This is a genomic window from Kitasatospora sp. NPDC003701, assembly GCF_053587085.1.
Genome location: NZ_JBSFNM010000006.1, coordinates 125,137 through 138,677 on the forward strand (window position 1 = coordinate 125,137; position 13,541 = coordinate 138,677).

The 13,541-nt window shown below is 74.0% G+C and carries 14 protein-coding genes and 1 riboswitch; of the genes, 7 read left to right on the forward strand and 7 right to left on the reverse strand.

Annotation, left to right across the window (positions count from 1 at the left end; all coding sequences use genetic code 11):
* The first annotated feature begins 10 nt into the window (after window positions 1-10).
* Both ACWDRR_RS08210 and ACWDRR_RS08215 read left to right on the forward strand, forming a co-directional pair.
* Window positions 11-448 carry a carboxymuconolactone decarboxylase family protein gene (locus ACWDRR_RS08210; protein ID WP_449771348.1) on the forward strand — a complete coding sequence of 146 codons (438 nt, stop codon included), beginning with the start codon at window positions 11-13 and terminating at the stop codon, window positions 446-448.
* Window positions 445-1,401, forward strand: coding sequence for a phosphotriesterase family protein (locus ACWDRR_RS08215; RefSeq protein WP_449771349.1), 957 nt, complete (start codon window positions 445-447; stop codon window positions 1,399-1,401). Before ACWDRR_RS08210 ends, ACWDRR_RS08215 begins: the two co-directional genes overlap by 4 nt.
* 62 nt (window positions 1,402-1,463) lie before the next feature.
* Here the strand turns inward: ACWDRR_RS08215 and ACWDRR_RS08220 are convergent, their stop codons facing one another.
* The 3 genes from ACWDRR_RS08220 to ACWDRR_RS08230 all read right to left on the reverse strand — a co-directional run bounded on the left by ACWDRR_RS08220 (window position 1,464) and on the right by ACWDRR_RS08230 (window position 3,844).
* Window positions 1,464-1,856, reverse strand: coding sequence for a hypothetical protein (locus ACWDRR_RS08220; protein WP_449771350.1), 393 nt, complete (start codon window positions 1,854-1,856; stop codon window positions 1,464-1,466).
* 48 nt (window positions 1,857-1,904) lie between these two features.
* Window positions 1,905-2,891 carry an FHA domain-containing protein gene (locus ACWDRR_RS08225; RefSeq protein ID WP_449771351.1) on the reverse strand — a complete coding sequence of 329 codons (987 nt, stop codon included), beginning with the start codon at window positions 2,889-2,891 and terminating at the stop codon, window positions 1,905-1,907.
* A gap of 188 nt (window positions 2,892-3,079) precedes the next feature.
* Window positions 3,080-3,844, reverse strand: a complete 765-nt coding sequence (locus ACWDRR_RS08230) for an SDR family NAD(P)-dependent oxidoreductase (protein WP_449771352.1) — start codon at window positions 3,842-3,844, stop codon at window positions 3,080-3,082.
* Between the two features lie 292 nt (window positions 3,845-4,136).
* Here ACWDRR_RS08230 and ACWDRR_RS08235 point away from each other — a divergent pair, with 292 nt between their 5' ends.
* Both ACWDRR_RS08235 and ACWDRR_RS08240 read left to right on the forward strand, forming a co-directional pair.
* The gene (locus ACWDRR_RS08235) at window positions 4,137-4,757 is read left to right on the forward strand and encodes a TetR family transcriptional regulator (protein ID WP_449771353.1); all 621 of its coding nucleotides are present in this window, start codon (window positions 4,137-4,139) and stop codon (window positions 4,755-4,757) included.
* A 253-nt stretch (window positions 4,758-5,010) separates the two neighbouring features.
* On the forward strand, window positions 5,011-6,153 hold the full coding sequence (locus ACWDRR_RS08240) for an alpha/beta hydrolase (protein WP_449771354.1): 1,143 nt from the start codon (window positions 5,011-5,013) through the stop codon (window positions 6,151-6,153).
* 127 nt (window positions 6,154-6,280) lie between these two features.
* On the opposite strand, the gene ACWDRR_RS08245 is transcribed toward ACWDRR_RS08240, so the two are convergent.
* Window positions 6,281-6,610: a MoaF-related domain-containing protein gene (locus tag ACWDRR_RS08245; RefSeq protein ID WP_329490584.1), complete on the reverse strand. Its 330-nt coding sequence runs from the start codon at window positions 6,608-6,610 to the stop codon at window positions 6,281-6,283.
* A 406-nt stretch (window positions 6,611-7,016) separates the two neighbouring features.
* A riboswitch (cyclic di-AMP (ydaO/yuaA leader) is annotated at window positions 7,017-7,181 on the forward strand.
* A gap of 2 nt (window positions 7,182-7,183) precedes the next feature.
* Between ACWDRR_RS08245 and ACWDRR_RS08250 the strand changes: the two genes are divergently transcribed.
* Entirely contained in the window at window positions 7,184-8,446 is a 1,263-nt protein-coding gene (locus ACWDRR_RS08250; RefSeq protein ID WP_449771355.1) for a glycoside hydrolase family 16 protein, read from the forward strand.
* 78 nt (window positions 8,447-8,524) lie between these two features.
* On the opposite strand, the gene ACWDRR_RS08255 is transcribed toward ACWDRR_RS08250, so the two are convergent.
* Entirely contained in the window at window positions 8,525-9,043 is a 519-nt protein-coding gene (locus tag ACWDRR_RS08255; RefSeq protein ID WP_449771356.1) for a hypothetical protein, read from the reverse strand.
* Window positions 9,044-9,274: 231 nt separating this feature from the next.
* Window positions 9,275-10,072, reverse strand: a complete 798-nt coding sequence (locus tag ACWDRR_RS08260; protein WP_449771357.1) for an IclR family transcriptional regulator — start codon at window positions 10,070-10,072, stop codon at window positions 9,275-9,277.
* A 201-nt stretch (window positions 10,073-10,273) separates the two neighbouring features.
* Between ACWDRR_RS08260 and aceB the strand changes: the two genes are divergently transcribed.
* Both aceB and ACWDRR_RS08270 read left to right on the forward strand, forming a co-directional pair.
* Window positions 10,274-11,926, forward strand: coding sequence for a malate synthase A (aceB, locus tag ACWDRR_RS08265; RefSeq protein ID WP_449771358.1), 1,653 nt, complete (start codon window positions 10,274-10,276; stop codon window positions 11,924-11,926).
* A 141-nt stretch (window positions 11,927-12,067) separates the two neighbouring features.
* Window positions 12,068-12,454 carry an allophanate hydrolase-related protein gene (locus tag ACWDRR_RS08270; protein ID WP_449771359.1) on the forward strand — a complete coding sequence of 129 codons (387 nt, stop codon included), beginning with the start codon at window positions 12,068-12,070 and terminating at the stop codon, window positions 12,452-12,454.
* 69 nt (window positions 12,455-12,523) lie between these two features.
* On the opposite strand, the gene ACWDRR_RS08275 is transcribed toward ACWDRR_RS08270, so the two are convergent.
* Complete coding sequence (locus ACWDRR_RS08275; protein ID WP_449771360.1) at window positions 12,524-13,540, reverse strand: helix-turn-helix domain-containing protein; 1,017 nt, start codon at window positions 13,538-13,540, stop codon at window positions 12,524-12,526.
* Window position 13,541 lies beyond the last annotated feature (1 nt).

Sequence of the window (13,541 nt, forward strand, 5' to 3'; positions counted from 1 at the left end):
ACTTCCCGCCATGGACCCCGTCGACCTCGTCCCCGCCCCGCTCGACCGCGCCGCCGGCTACGCGCTCCTCGACGAACTCGCCGCTCCGCAGACCCAGGCCGTCACCCTGCGCGGGCTGGACGAGCTGGCGCCCGGCTTCGCCGACTGGATCGTCACCAGCCTCTTCGGCGGCACCTACCAGCGGCCCGGGCTGGCGCTGCGCGACCGTCAGGTGGCCAACCTGGCCGCGCTGACCGCCCTCGGCGGGGTGGAGCCGCAGCTCGCAGACCACGTCCGCAACAGCCTGCGGGTCGGGCTGAGCAGGGCGGAGATCATCGAGGTGCTGGTCCACCTCGCGCCCTACGTCGGCGTGCCGAAGGCCCTGGCCGGCCTGCGGGTGGCCAGGGACACCTTCGCCGAGGCGGACGCCGGCCCCGCCGGGGGCGACACCGGAAGCCGGGCCGCGTGAGCGCCGCCACGGCCGCCGCCGTTCCTGCCGCCACCGCCGGGAGCAGCGTGATCCGCACCGTCCTCGGCGACCTCGACCCGGCCGAGTTCGGTGTCTGCGACGCCCACGACCACCTCTTCCTGCGCAGCCCCCGACTGCCCGGCGAGGAGCTGGACGACCCGGCGGCCGCCGAGCAGGTGCTGCGCGACTTCGCGGCGGCCGGCGGCCGGGCGCTGGTCCAGTGGACCCCGTACGGCATGGGCCGCGGCGCCTCGGCCCTCGCCGGGCTCTCCCGGGCGACCGGTGTCCACCTGGTCGCGGCGACCGGGCTGCACCAGGCCGTCCACTACGATCCCGAGCTGCTCGCCGGGCTCTACGAGGGGCTCGCCGAGCTGTTCACCGCCGAGCTGACCACCGGTCTGCAGGGCGCGCCCGCCGGCGTCCGGGCCGGGCTGATCAAGGTGGCGGGCGACTACCACGGCCTCGGCCGGCACACCCGCCGGGTGCTGGCGGCGGCGGCCGAGGCGCACCACGCCACCGGCGCCCCGATCGCCGTCCACCACGAACTCGGCACCGCCGCGCCGGACGTCCTCGACCTGCTCTGCGGGCAGTACGGCGTGCCGGCCCACCGGGTGATCCTCGGCCACCTCAACCGCCTGCCCGATCTGCGCCTGCACCGGCACCTGGCCGGCTCCGGCGCCTACCTGGCCCTGGACGGCCCCTCCCGGGCCCACCACGCCACCGACCACCACCTGTTCGACACCGTCGCCGCGCTGGTCGAGGCCGGCCACGCCGACCGGCTCCTCCTCGGCGGCGACACCACCACCCGCACCGCCCGGCACAGCCCCGGGCCCACCCACCTGCTCACGGCCCTCGGGCCGCGCCTCGACCGCGAGTTCGGGTCGGACCTGCGCCGGCGGGTGCTGGTCACCAACCCCGCCGAGGCCCTGGCCGTCCCCCGCACCGCCCGCTGAGGGGCTCCTGACACCCGGTCGGGCGTCCGCCCACTCGTGCGCGCGCCCGGCCGCGACCCCGCTCAGCCGCCCAGGGTCCGCAGGATCGGCTGCCCCAGGGCGCCGAGCCAGCCCGCCAGCGCGGAGAGCGGTCCGAGCAGCCCGGTGCCGGCCGCCACGAGCGCCCCGGCCGAGCTGAGCAGCCGGGTGATCCGGGTGAGCCGGCCCGCCACCGCCTCGCGGTCCGGCTCCGGCCGGGCGACCTCGGTGTCCAGCGCGTCGAGCTCGGTCCGGACCTCGGGTGCGACCGCCGGTGGCAGCTGCGCCTGCTCGACGGCGGTGCGGAGCTCACCGACCAGCCCGCGCACGTCCTGCCCGTCGGCCGTGAAGTGGCCCGACTGGCCGCCCCGGACGGTCTGGTCGCCGGCGACGTTGTTGACCACGCCGCCCTGCTGGTTGCCGATGTTGAAGACCATGGCGCGCCTCCGGTGGGGAGTCGGTCCGGTGGGGGTGCCCGCGGGGACTCAGCGGGGTGGTGGCGCCTGCAGTCGCAGTGCCTCCTCCGACTCGAAGCGGCGCCGCCGGGAGGTGGCCACGATGTGCAGGACGATTCCGACGATGATCAGCACGCTGCCGATCGCGGCCACGGCGAAGCCGATGGCGCCCACCGGCATCCCGCCGATCTCCGGTCCGAGCACATTGGGCACGGTGACTTCGGGGCGGTCGAAGCGGGTCGCGTCGTTGGTCTTGGCGATGAAGCTGATGATCGCCCAGCCGTAGACCGCGCCGCCGACCACGAACAGCAGGAACCCCGTCACGATCAGGTGCCGCGCCCTGGTCCGGGTGGCGGCGACCTCGCGGAAGAAGCTCTCCCGGGCCTGCACGTTGTACTGGTTGCCGGCGATGTTGGCGAGGTTGCCGGCCTGCTGCTGCCCCACGTCGAACCGGCGTTCCGCCCCGAGCGGTGGTGCCACCGGTCGAGCGGGCGGCCCGGGCTGCGGTGGCGGCCGGTCGGGTGGTGGCCGGCCCACTGCGGGCGGTCGCGGCGGGGGGTACCGCTGCGGGGGCGCCGGCGGCACGGCCGGCGCGGGCCGCTGCGGCTCGTGCTGCTCCTGCGGGAGCGGCAGCGCGGCGGTCCGGGTGACCGCCGACGGGCCCTGGGCACCGATGCCGGGGACGGTGACGGCCTCGTCCGGGTCCTCGTAGTGCACCTCGAACGGCCCGAAGTCCAGGATGTCCCCGGCGTGCAGCTCCTGCTGCCCCTGGACCGGGTGGCCGTTCAGCCGGGTGCCGTTGGTGGAGGCCAGGTCCTCGACGGTGGTGTGACCGGCGGACCGCCACACCACGGCGTGCCGCCGGCTGACGCCGGGATCGCCCACCCGGATCTGGCAGGAGGCGTCCCGGCCGACCAGCATCGGCTGGTCGTCGAGGACGAAGACCTGGCCCCGGAGCCGGTCCGGACTGTCGACGACGAGACGGGGTGGGGCTTGTTCGCGTGGAGGTGAGTTCATGGCACGGCCTCCTGTCGGGCGAGCCGCTGAACCACCGACGGCGGTGTCGCGGTGCGGCGCCCGTCCGCCGGCTCGGGTTCCCTCCCTTCCAGTAAAGGCCACCTCGGCGCCCCGGAACAGCCCCGCCGGGACACCGGGCCGACGCGGTGCCCCGGCCCGGCGTCACAGCCCGTGTGACATGCCCGGTGTCACATGTGCGTGCCGCCGTCGATCCGGATCTCGGTGCCGGTGACGAAGGCGCCGTCCTCCGAGGCCAGCATGGCGATCACGCCGGCCACCGTCTCCGGCCCGGCGAAGCCCTGGCCGAGCGCGGGGGAGAGCTTGGCGAGCAGGCCGAAGTCGGCGTCCGCGGGCAGGCCCGGGTTGTTGGTCATGCCGCTGTCGATGCTGCCGGGGGCGACGCAGACCGCGCGCAGGCCCTGCTTGGCGTACTCCGAGGCGATCGCGTGGGTGAACGACTGGATGCCGCCCTTCGTCGCGGCGTACGCGGCCATGTACGGGTGGGCGAAGGTCGCGGAGGTGGAGCTGAAGTTCACCACCACGCCCCGGCCGCCCGCGAGCAGGGCCGGGAGCGCCTCGCGGGTCATCAGGAACGTGCCGGTCAGGTTGACCGCGATCAGCCTGTTCCAGAACTCCAGGCTGGTCTCGTGGGTGTGCGAGGAGCGCAGGATCCCGGCCGCGTTCACCAGGACGTCCAGCCCGCCGAGTGCGGCGACCGCCCCGGCCACGCCCGCGCGGACGGCCGCCTCGTCCGCGATGTCCACGACCGACGTGGTCAGGCGGTCGGCGGTACCGTCGGCGGCCGCCCGGTCCAGCGTGGCCTCCAGTCCGTCCTCGTTGACGTCCACCGCGACGACCCGCCCGCCCTCGGCGAGGATCCGGTGCACGGTGGCCCGGCCGATGCCCGAGCCGCCGCCGGTGATCAGGACGTTCCGTCCGCTGAAGCGCTCCATGGTGGTACTCCGTTCGTTCGTGGTCTCGCGACCTCGCCTGACACGGTACGCCGAAGTGGCACAACGTGCCAATAAGTCATGACGTGCCAATCTGGCACGATGCGCCACCCTGCCCTGACCTGCCGGTTCGGCATCTGAAGCCACCCCGGCGCGCCGTGCCGCCCCGCCCGCCCGCGCATGTCGCGCCACCTCGGCACGACACGCCGCCGTGGCAGATCACGCCGTCATGGCAGACCGCGCCACTGCGGCACGTCGCGCCGATCCACCGACCGGCCCGCGTACGCTGAGCCCCGTGATCGGACGCCCCACCCTGAACCAGCGCCGCCGTGACACCACGCGGCTGGAGATCGCCCGCACCGCCGCCGCGCTCTTCGCCGAACGCGGGGCCGAGGCGACCACGGCCGAGGAGATCGCCCTCGCCGCCGGCATCTCGGTGCGCACCTTCTACCGCTACTTCTCCGTGAAGGAGGACGCCGTCGCCCCGCTGCTGGCGGCCGGCGGGCGCCGCTGGGTGCTGCTCTTCGCGGAGAGCTCGGCCGATCTGCCGGTGCGCGAGGCCCTGGAGCGGTCGGCGGTCGAGTCGCTGACGCCGACCGACACCCCCGCCGTCGAGGCCATGCACTGGACCCGCGACCTGCTCCGCGACCCCCGCCTCGACTCGGTCTGGCAGCGCGTGCACGCCGACTCGGAGGAACGGCTGCGCGCGGTGCTCACCGCCCGCTGCCCCCGGGGCACCGACCAGCTGGAGATCCGGCTCGCCGCCGCCGCCGCGACCACCGCCATCCGGGTCGCCCTGGAGGAGTGGGCCTTCTCCGACGCCCCCGCCACCGGGCCGGGCTCGCCCCAGGAACTGGGTGCCCGGTGCATGCGCGAACTGACCGCCGGCCTGCGCCTCTGGGTCAGCGTCAGCTGACTCGGCTTCAGCGCCGGCCCCGCCCCGGTCCCACCCCGCCCTGACCCCGTCCCGCCCCCGGCGTCACGCCGCCCCCCACCGCCACGCCCGCCATCCCCGCTGGTCGGCGGGTCCGGCCGGGCCCGGCGGACCGCTAGGGTTGTCGATCGAGCCTCGGCGGTGGCTTCCGTGGTGGACGGGGGAACCGGGGCGGCCGTCCCGGGCGTCGTTACCGCGGGGGCGGGGGAGTTCGAGGCGTGGGAGCAAGCAGGACATGGGTCTGACGAGCCACAAGGTGTTGGCGCTGACCGTATTGATCGCCGTCGTGATGATGGCCGGCACGGTCTGGCTGTGGCCGAGACTGGCGAAGAAGTCCTGGCAGGCGGTGCTCGGCCGGATCGGTGCGCTGCTCGCCACCCAGCTCACCGTGCTCGCCGCGCTGGGTCTGGTGGCCAACAACTACTTCGCCTTCTACAGCAGCTGGGACGACCTGCTCGGCACCGGCGACAACGGCCCGGTCGTCATCCAGAACAAGGCGGACGCCTCCGGCCGGCTGCAGGTGGAGACCATCGGCCACGCCTCCGTCCAGGGCGGCGGGGCGCTCGGCCGCGACCCCAAGCAGTCCGGTGAGATCCGCGAGGTCCGGATCGACGGCGCGACCACACGGCTCTCCACCGAGGGGTACGTCTACCTGCCGCCGCAGTACTTCCAGCCGGAGTACGCGCAGAAGCAGTTCCCGGCGGTGATCGTGAGCACCGGCTTCCCCGGGATCGCGAAGAACCTGGTGACCCGGCTGAACTACCCGGGCGCGGCGCTCAAGCTGCTCCAGGAGGGTCGGATGCAGCCGACCGTGATGGTGCTGATGCGCCCCTCGCCCGCGCTCCCGCAGGACACCGAGTGCGAGGACATCCCGGGCGGCGCGCAGTCGGAGACGTACTTCACCAAGGACGTCCCGGCCGCGATCCAGGCGACGTACCGGGTCTCCGCCGACCCGCAGGCCTGGGGCTTCATGGGCAATTCGACCGGCGGCTACTGCGCCCTCAAGCTCGCCATGCGCCACCCGGAGGTCTTCCCGACCGCCGTCTCGCTCTCGGGCTACTACCAGGCCGCCGACGACCCGACCACCGGGGACCTCTTCAAGGGCAGCCAGCAGCGTCGCAACGAGGCCGACCTGATGTGGCGGCTGAAGAACCTGCCGCACCCCGAGGTGTCCGTGCTGCTGGCCGGCACCCGGGAGGGCGACGGCGACTACCGGCGGGACACCGAGGCGTTCATCGCCGCCGCGCACGGGCCGATGAAGGTCTCCTACAGCATGATGAAGACCGGCGGCCACAACTTCGAGACCTGGAGCAGGCTGCTGCCGTCCTCGCTGGAGTGGCTCTCCCAGCGCCTCAGGGTGCCGGACCGCACGGTCTGACCGGGAGGAGCCGGGCGGTACGGCGGCCGGCGCCCCGGGCCACCGGCTCGGGCCATCGGCGCGGCCCGCCGGCTCGCCGGCCGGTCGCTCGGGCCGCCGCCTCAGGTCACCGCCCCGGGCCGCCGCCTCAGGCCACCGGCTCCAGCGTCCCGGTGTGCAGCTCGCCGACCCGGCCGCCCTCGCCCTCGTACGTCCAGAACGCGCGCACCGTCAGCCTGCCGAGGTCCATCACATGGCTGACGGTGATGCCGCTCTGCTCGGTCCAGCTGACGAAGTACAGCTCCGGCCCGATCTCGGCGATGTGCAGCGCCACGTCCTCCCACTGGCCGGCCGACTCGCCGAGGCCCTCCCAGCGCAGCCGCTTGCCGTCGGGCGAGTAGGCGTTGCGGAACGCCGCGCCGTTGTCGACCTGGAAGAGGTAGGTGCGGCCGGCGAAGGCGGGCAGGGGCGCGGTCATGGCGGGACTGGTCCTCGTCTCTCGTCTGTGCGGTACGGCTGGATACGGCTGGACCCCCAACCTATCCGACCGGCCCACCTTCGCGGGGGACTGGCGGGCACCCGCTACCGGCCGGCGCCCACGCCGTCGGGCCCTGCCGGCCGCCCCGCCGCCCGGCCCACCGGCCGCCCCGCCGCCCGCCCGTCCGACCCGCCCCGCCGGCGTCCCCCTCCGGCGCCCCGCCCCGGCCCGGCCGCCAACTGATCAACTCCACCGGCGACTTGATCAACTCCGCCCCGCCCCACTGTGAGCTGCGCGACAACACCCCCTGTCGGGTTGTCGCCTTCCCGGCGGCCTGCCTAGCCTGCACGAGTCCGTCTTCGCGGACCCCGCCGCCGGGACGCCGAGTCCTGTCCACCCGCCGGTCGGCAGTCGAGCACCACAGTGGACGGGAGCGGGGGACCCAGGTCAGTGCCCGGCCCGTGCGCTCCCGCGCACCGGCCGAGGCTAGGGGTGAAGCCGCTCCACAGGCGGCCGGGCGACCTCAGCCCGAACCCGACAGCTCACCTCGCAGGCGTCACAGAGGACACCGCCATGCAGAAGCCTGCCCGGCGCGCGACCCCGCGCCACGCCCGCCCCTCCCACCGAGGCCGCAAGGCCGCCTTCGCCGCCACCGGCGCGCTCGCCATCAGCGGCGCCGGACTGCTGGGCGTCCCGGCGCTCACCGGCGCCCAGGCGGCCACCGTGCCGACCGTCACCCAGGACAAGCTCGCCCCGGCCACCATGGTCGCGGGCAAGGCCACCACGGCCGCGCTGACCGTCCACTCCTCGGCCTGCTTCACCGCCAAGACCGTCGGCGTGGGCGTCCGCGACGCGGCCGGGCGCAACCTCGACTTCCCCGGCAGCGCCTCCAACGCGCAGATCTGCCCCACCGGCCTGTCGGTCACCACCGGCGCCCGCACCCTGCCCGCCGGGACGTACACCCAGTTCGGCTTCTGGCAGGACCTCGGCGGCGCCTGGCACAACCTGCCCTCGCGCCAGCTCGTGGTCTCCGGCGCCACGGCCACCCCGAGCCCGACGCCGACCGCGACCGCCACCCCCAAGCCCACCCCGACCGCCACCCCGTCGACCCCCGCGCCGTCGACCCCCGCGACCGGTGCCCCGGTCGCCGGGAAGTCGCTGACCTGGTCCGACGAGTTCGACAACCTCGCCCTCGGCTCGCGCTGGACCGCCGACAAGAGCAGCTCGTACCACTACGGCGACCACAACCCCAACGACAACAAGCTCGACTGGCTGAACAAGAACAACGTCGCCGTCTCCGGCGGCGCCGCCACCTTCACCGCCAGGCCGAGCAGCCACACGCTGGAGAACGGCAAGCAGGCCTGGGACACCGGGCTGCTCACCACGGAGTACTCCGGCGAGGGCTTCAAGGTGAAGACCGGCGACTACGTCGAGACCCGGGTCAAGCTCCCGGCCGGCACCGGCGCCTGGCCGGCGCTGTGGACGTGGAACGGCACCAGCGGCAACCACGGCGAGATCGACACGTTCGAGTACCACTCGGACAACGCCAACCTGCTGGAGCTGACCAACCACGTCAACGCGGACCACAAGTACGTCACCGACGCGAAGGCGATCGCCCACGACCAGTGGGTCACCGTCGGCACCCAGTACGGCGCCAACTCGGTCGACTGGTACATCAACGGGGTGAAGGTCTTCGCGGACGGCAAGGGCGTCGGCGCCAACTGGTCGGCGTACCTGATCCTCAACCTGTCCCTGAGCGCGGGGCAGTACCACCCGGCGCCCCAGGGCACGGCTCCGATCACCTTCGCCGCGGACTACGTCCGCGTCTACCGCTGACGGCCGGCACCGAACGACCCGGGCCGTACGGTCCAGGGGCACTCCGGCCCTGGACCGTACGGCCCGGGTCGGTACGGCTCAGCCCTCGGTGGTCTCCACCACCGGGATCTCGAACGGCTGCCTGTTGTTCGTCTCGTTCCGGTCGTCGTCGCTGCGCACCGCGACGTAGCCGCCACTCAGTTTGCCGAGGGGGACCTCGGGGGCGAGCCGGACCGGGATCAGTGCCGTGGCGCTCCGGAACTTCGCCAGCCCGGCCGGGAAGGTGCAGCGCACCCGGTGGCCGTTCTGGAACTCGTAGCAGTTCTCCGGGAAGAACGGCCCCTCGGCCGTCACCCCCTCCGGCAGGGTGACCACCACGGTGAACGAGGAGGCCGTCCGGTCCGGGCCGAGGTTGCTGACGAAGGCGTGCACCGTGGTGGTGCCGCCGGGCGCGGCGGGGTCCGGGTCGATCCGGACCACCTGGAGGTCGGAGTCGGACGGTGCCGGTGCCGCGGCCGGCGGCGGCGCCATGGCCCCGGCGGCCGGGTCCCGCTCGGCCACCGGACAGGTGGTGGCCCACGCCGGCCCGGCGGCCAGCGCCACCAGCGCGGTCCCCACCGTCAGGGACCTCCCGAGGGACCTTCTCATCGACCCGCTGCGCGACATCGCGCTCACCCTGCTCTCTGCGTCCGTGCGCCCCGCACCGTCGGGGGGCGTCCCGACCCAGCGTGACCGACCCGTCCGCCGCCGCCGGGGCAACCCGCCCTCGGGCCGCTCGAACGGGCGAACACGAGTACCGGAGGCCGACGGCGCCGACCTCCGGCCACGGAGAACACCGGTGATGCTGCGTCAGGGGGCGAGGACCTGCCCCAGCCGGGCCGCGATCTCGTGCATCACGGGGACGAGGGAGGCCGCGCCCGCCTGCTCCTCCAGCGCCCGGATCCGGGCCTCCGGGCCGGAGACCGAGAGCGCGGTCGGGGTCGGCGCGCCCGGTACGGCGAGCGCGATGCAGCGCACCCCGATCTCCTGCTCCTGGTCGTCCACCACGTAGCCGCGCTCGCGCGCCTCCGCCAATTGGAGCAACAGCTCCTGCGGATCGGTCACGGTGTACGAGGTGTGCGCCGGCAGCGGGTTGGGGCCGAGCACCGCCCGCGCCTCCTCCTCCGGCAGCTGGGCCAGCAGGGCCTTGCCGACGCCCGTGCAGTGCGGCTGCACCCGGCGGCCGACCTCGGTGAACATCCGCATCGAGCGCCGCGACTGCACCTGCCCGACGTACACCACCTCGCCGCCCTCCAGCACGGCCAGGTTGGCCGTCTCGCCGGTGGCCTCCATCAGTTCGGCCAGGTAGGGGCGGGCCCAGCTGCCGAGCAGCCGCCCGGCCGTCTCGCCGAGCCGGATCAGCCGCGGGCCCAGCGTGTAGCGGCGTGCGGTGTCCTGGCGGACATAGCCCTGCTGCACGAGGGTACGAACCAGGCGGTGGATGGTGGGCATCGGCAGCCCGGAGGAGGTGGAGAGCTCGCTGAGCGTCGCCACGCCGCCGGAGTCGGCCAGCGCCTCCAGCAGCAGGAAGGCGCGCTCGACGGACTGCACACCGCCGCTCGCGCGGTCCGCACCCGTCGTCGATGCTGTGTCGGGGGTCGCAACCACCGGCGTTCCCTTCGCTGTCGGGGGAGGAGTAGAGTCCCAGCGATCACCTCAACAAACCGTTGAAATTCTGTATCGCGGAAACTAGTCTCCACCTTACAGAATCGAACCCTCCGACAGGTGGGGTTCAGATCGGTTCAGATCAAGGAAGTTCCCACCGGAACTGCCTTCGCCATGCTCAACCGTCTTAGGAGTGTCCTGCTCATGGCTACAGATCAGGGACCCGCCGGCGCCTCCCCCGCCGCTCCGGTCGTCACTGTCGCCGGTCCGCGAGTCCATCGGGCCGAGGAGGTGCTCACTCCGGAGGCGGTCGCCTTCGTCGTCGGCCTCCACCGCGCTTTCGAGGACCGCCGGCAGGAGCTCCTGGTGCGCCGCAAGACCCGCCGGGCCGAGATCGCGCGGACCGGCACCCTGGACTTCCTCCCCGAGACGGCCGCGGTGCGCGAGGCCGACTGGACGGTGGCCGAGGCCCCCCGCGCCCTCCAGGACCGCCGGGTCGAGATCACCGGCCCCACCGACCGCAAGATGGTCATCAACGCGCTCAACTCCGGCGCCCGGGTCTGGCTCGCGGACTTCGAGGACGCCACCTCGCCGACCTGGGAGAACGTGGTCGGCGGCCAGATCAACCTGATCGACGCCTTCGAGGGCCGGATCGACTTCACCTCCTCGGCCGGCAAGGCCTACACCCTCAGGCCCGCCGCCGAGCTGGCCACCGTCGTGGTCCGCCCGCGCGGCTGGCACCTGGACGAGAACCACCTGCTGGTCGACGGCAAGCCGGTCGCCGGGGCCTTCCTCGACTTCGGCCTCTACTTCTTCCACAACGCGGCGCGGCTGCTCGCCCGCGGCGCCGAGGACCCGAACTCCGGCCCCTACTTCTACCTCCCGAAGACCGAGAGCCACCTGGAGGCCCGGCTCTGGAACGACGTCTTCACGCACGCCCAGGCCGCGCTCGGCATCCCGCACGGCACCGTCCGCGCCACCGTGCTGATCGAGACCATCACCGCCGCGTTCGAGATGGAGGAGATCCTCTACGAGCTGCGCGACCACGCGGCCGGGCTCAACGCGGGCCGCTGGGACTACCTGTTCTCGATCGTCAAGAACTTCCGCGACGCCGGCGAGCACTACATCCTGCCGGACCGCAACACCGTCACCATGGCCTCCCCGTTCATGGCCGCCTACACCCGGTTGCTGGTGCAGACCTGCCACCGGCGCGGCGCGCACGCCATCGGCGGCATGGCCGCGTTCATCCCCAGCCGCCGCGACCCCGAGGTCAACACCGCCGCCCTGGAGAAGGTCAAGGCCGACAAGGACCGCGAGGCCGGCAACGGCTTCGACGGCTCCTGGGTCGCCCACCCGGACCTCGTCCTGGTCGCCCGCGCCTCCTTCGACGCCGTCCTCGGCGAGCGCCCGCACCAGAAGGGGAACCCCGGCCCGGCCGAGCCCGTCACCGCCGCGCAGCTGCTCGACATCGCCGGCGCCGGCGGCCACTGCACCCACGCGGGCCTGCACAACGCCGTCCAGGTCGGCGTCCGCTACATCGAGGCGTGGCTGCGCGGCCTCGGTGCCGTCGCCATCTTCAACATGATGGAGGACGCCGCCACCGCCGAGATCTCCCGCTCGCAGATCTGGCAGTGGATCCACAACGGCGTGGTGCTCTCCGACACCGGGGAGAAGGCGACCGCCGAGCTGGTGCGCCGCCTGGTGGCCGAGGAGCTCGCCGGGCTCCGGGCCGAGCTGGGCGACGACGTCTACGCCGGTGGGCGCTGGCGCGAGGCCGCCAAGCTCTTCGAACAGGTCGCCCTGGCCGAGGAGTTCGCGGACTTCCTGACCCTTCCCGCGCTGCCCCTGCTGGGCTGAGCCCAATCTATCCGCGCGCGCATCCGCTGCCGCCTGCCGGCTTGTAGCAGTGACCGCGCCCCTTTGCTCCGTTCCGTACGGCGACGAATCCACCTGTCCTCCCCGTCGCCGTACGGAACGGTCATGTCCGGAGGAACCCCCGTGGCACACATCTTCTTCAACGGCCAGGCGATGGTCGGCGGCCCCTTCCACGCCTCGGTCGCCGACGCGCTGGTCGGCCCCGTCCGCACCGCGCCGGGCTACCGCTTCTTCTCGATCGGCGACGTCTGCCCGGGTCTGCTCGCCGACCCGGCCGTCGACACCGCGATCGAGGGCGAGCTGTACGACATCACCCTGGAACACCTGCGCGACGTCATCCTCCCCGGGGAGCCGCGCGAGCTGGAGCTCGGTGTGATCGAGCTCGCCGACGGCTCCGCCTGCCTCTCGATGCTCCTCGCCCGGGGCGAGGCCGAGCGCGGCGTCCACCGCGAGATCACCGGGTACGGCGGCTGGCGCGCCTACCTCGCCACCCTCGGCCGCACGGCCTGAGCCCGCCCGGGGGCGGCGAACATCCGGCGGACGCCGGGGGCGGCGGCCGTCACCCGTAACCCGTCACCGTCACCCGTCCCCGCCCGCGGCCAGCGCGTCGCCGAGCCGGCTGCGCCGGTACAGCACGCGGTGGCCGTGCCGGGTGCGGTCCAGCAGGCCCGCCGAGGCGAGCGCGCCCAGGTGGCGGCTGACCGCGCCCGGTGTGACCCCGAGCCGCTGGGCCAGCTCCGTGGTGCTCGCCGGGACGGTCAGCATCGCCAGCAGCCGGGCCCGCGGCGCTCCGATCAGCCCCTCCAGGGCTCCGCCCGCCCGCTCCGGCCGCTGCGGGCCCAGCCCCTCCGCCATCGTCGCCTTGCCCCGCGCCGGGTAGCAGACCAGCGGCGGCCCGGCCTGGGTGACGTCGGTCTGCGCGCCGAGCCCGAACAGCGTCGGGATCAGCACCAGCCCCCGCCCGGCGACGTCCACCGTGGTGCCCACCGCCTTCACGGCGGGGTGCGGGTCGACGAGGCGCAGCACCCCGGCGTGCCAGGTCAGCCGGTCGTCGAGGTCGGCGAAGAGTCCCTCCGCCCCGCGCTCCGAGAGCATCCGGCCCCGGTGGGCGATGTCCGCCTCCAGCACCGACCGGGCCCGCGGCCACCAGGCGGGGGAGAGGCAGCGCGTCCAGTACGCGTCCAGCGCCTCGGCCACCCGGGCGGTCAGCGCCGCCGGGTCGTCGATCAGCGCGGCCAGTACCGGCGGCAGCGGGCTCGCCGTCCCGCCGCCCCGGTACGCCTCCAGCACGTCGGCCCGCACCACCTCCGCCGGGGTGGCCGCCAGTCGCGCCAGCTCGGCCGCGAAGTCCGGGCGCGGCCCGGCGGGCCGTGGCGTGAGGAAGTCCGGCACGAAGCCGACCGGCGCGATCATCGACTCCAACAGCTCGGTGTCCAGCGTCTCGTAGCGCTCCTGCCAGCCGGCGATCCACGGTTGCTGTTCCGGGTAGCGGCCCGGCGAGCGGCGGGCGCGCATGCTCAACACCGTCTCCTGCAGGGCGGAGTAGCCGAACCAGGTGGCGGCGAGGTCGTCGACGCCCAAACGGAACTCGAACATT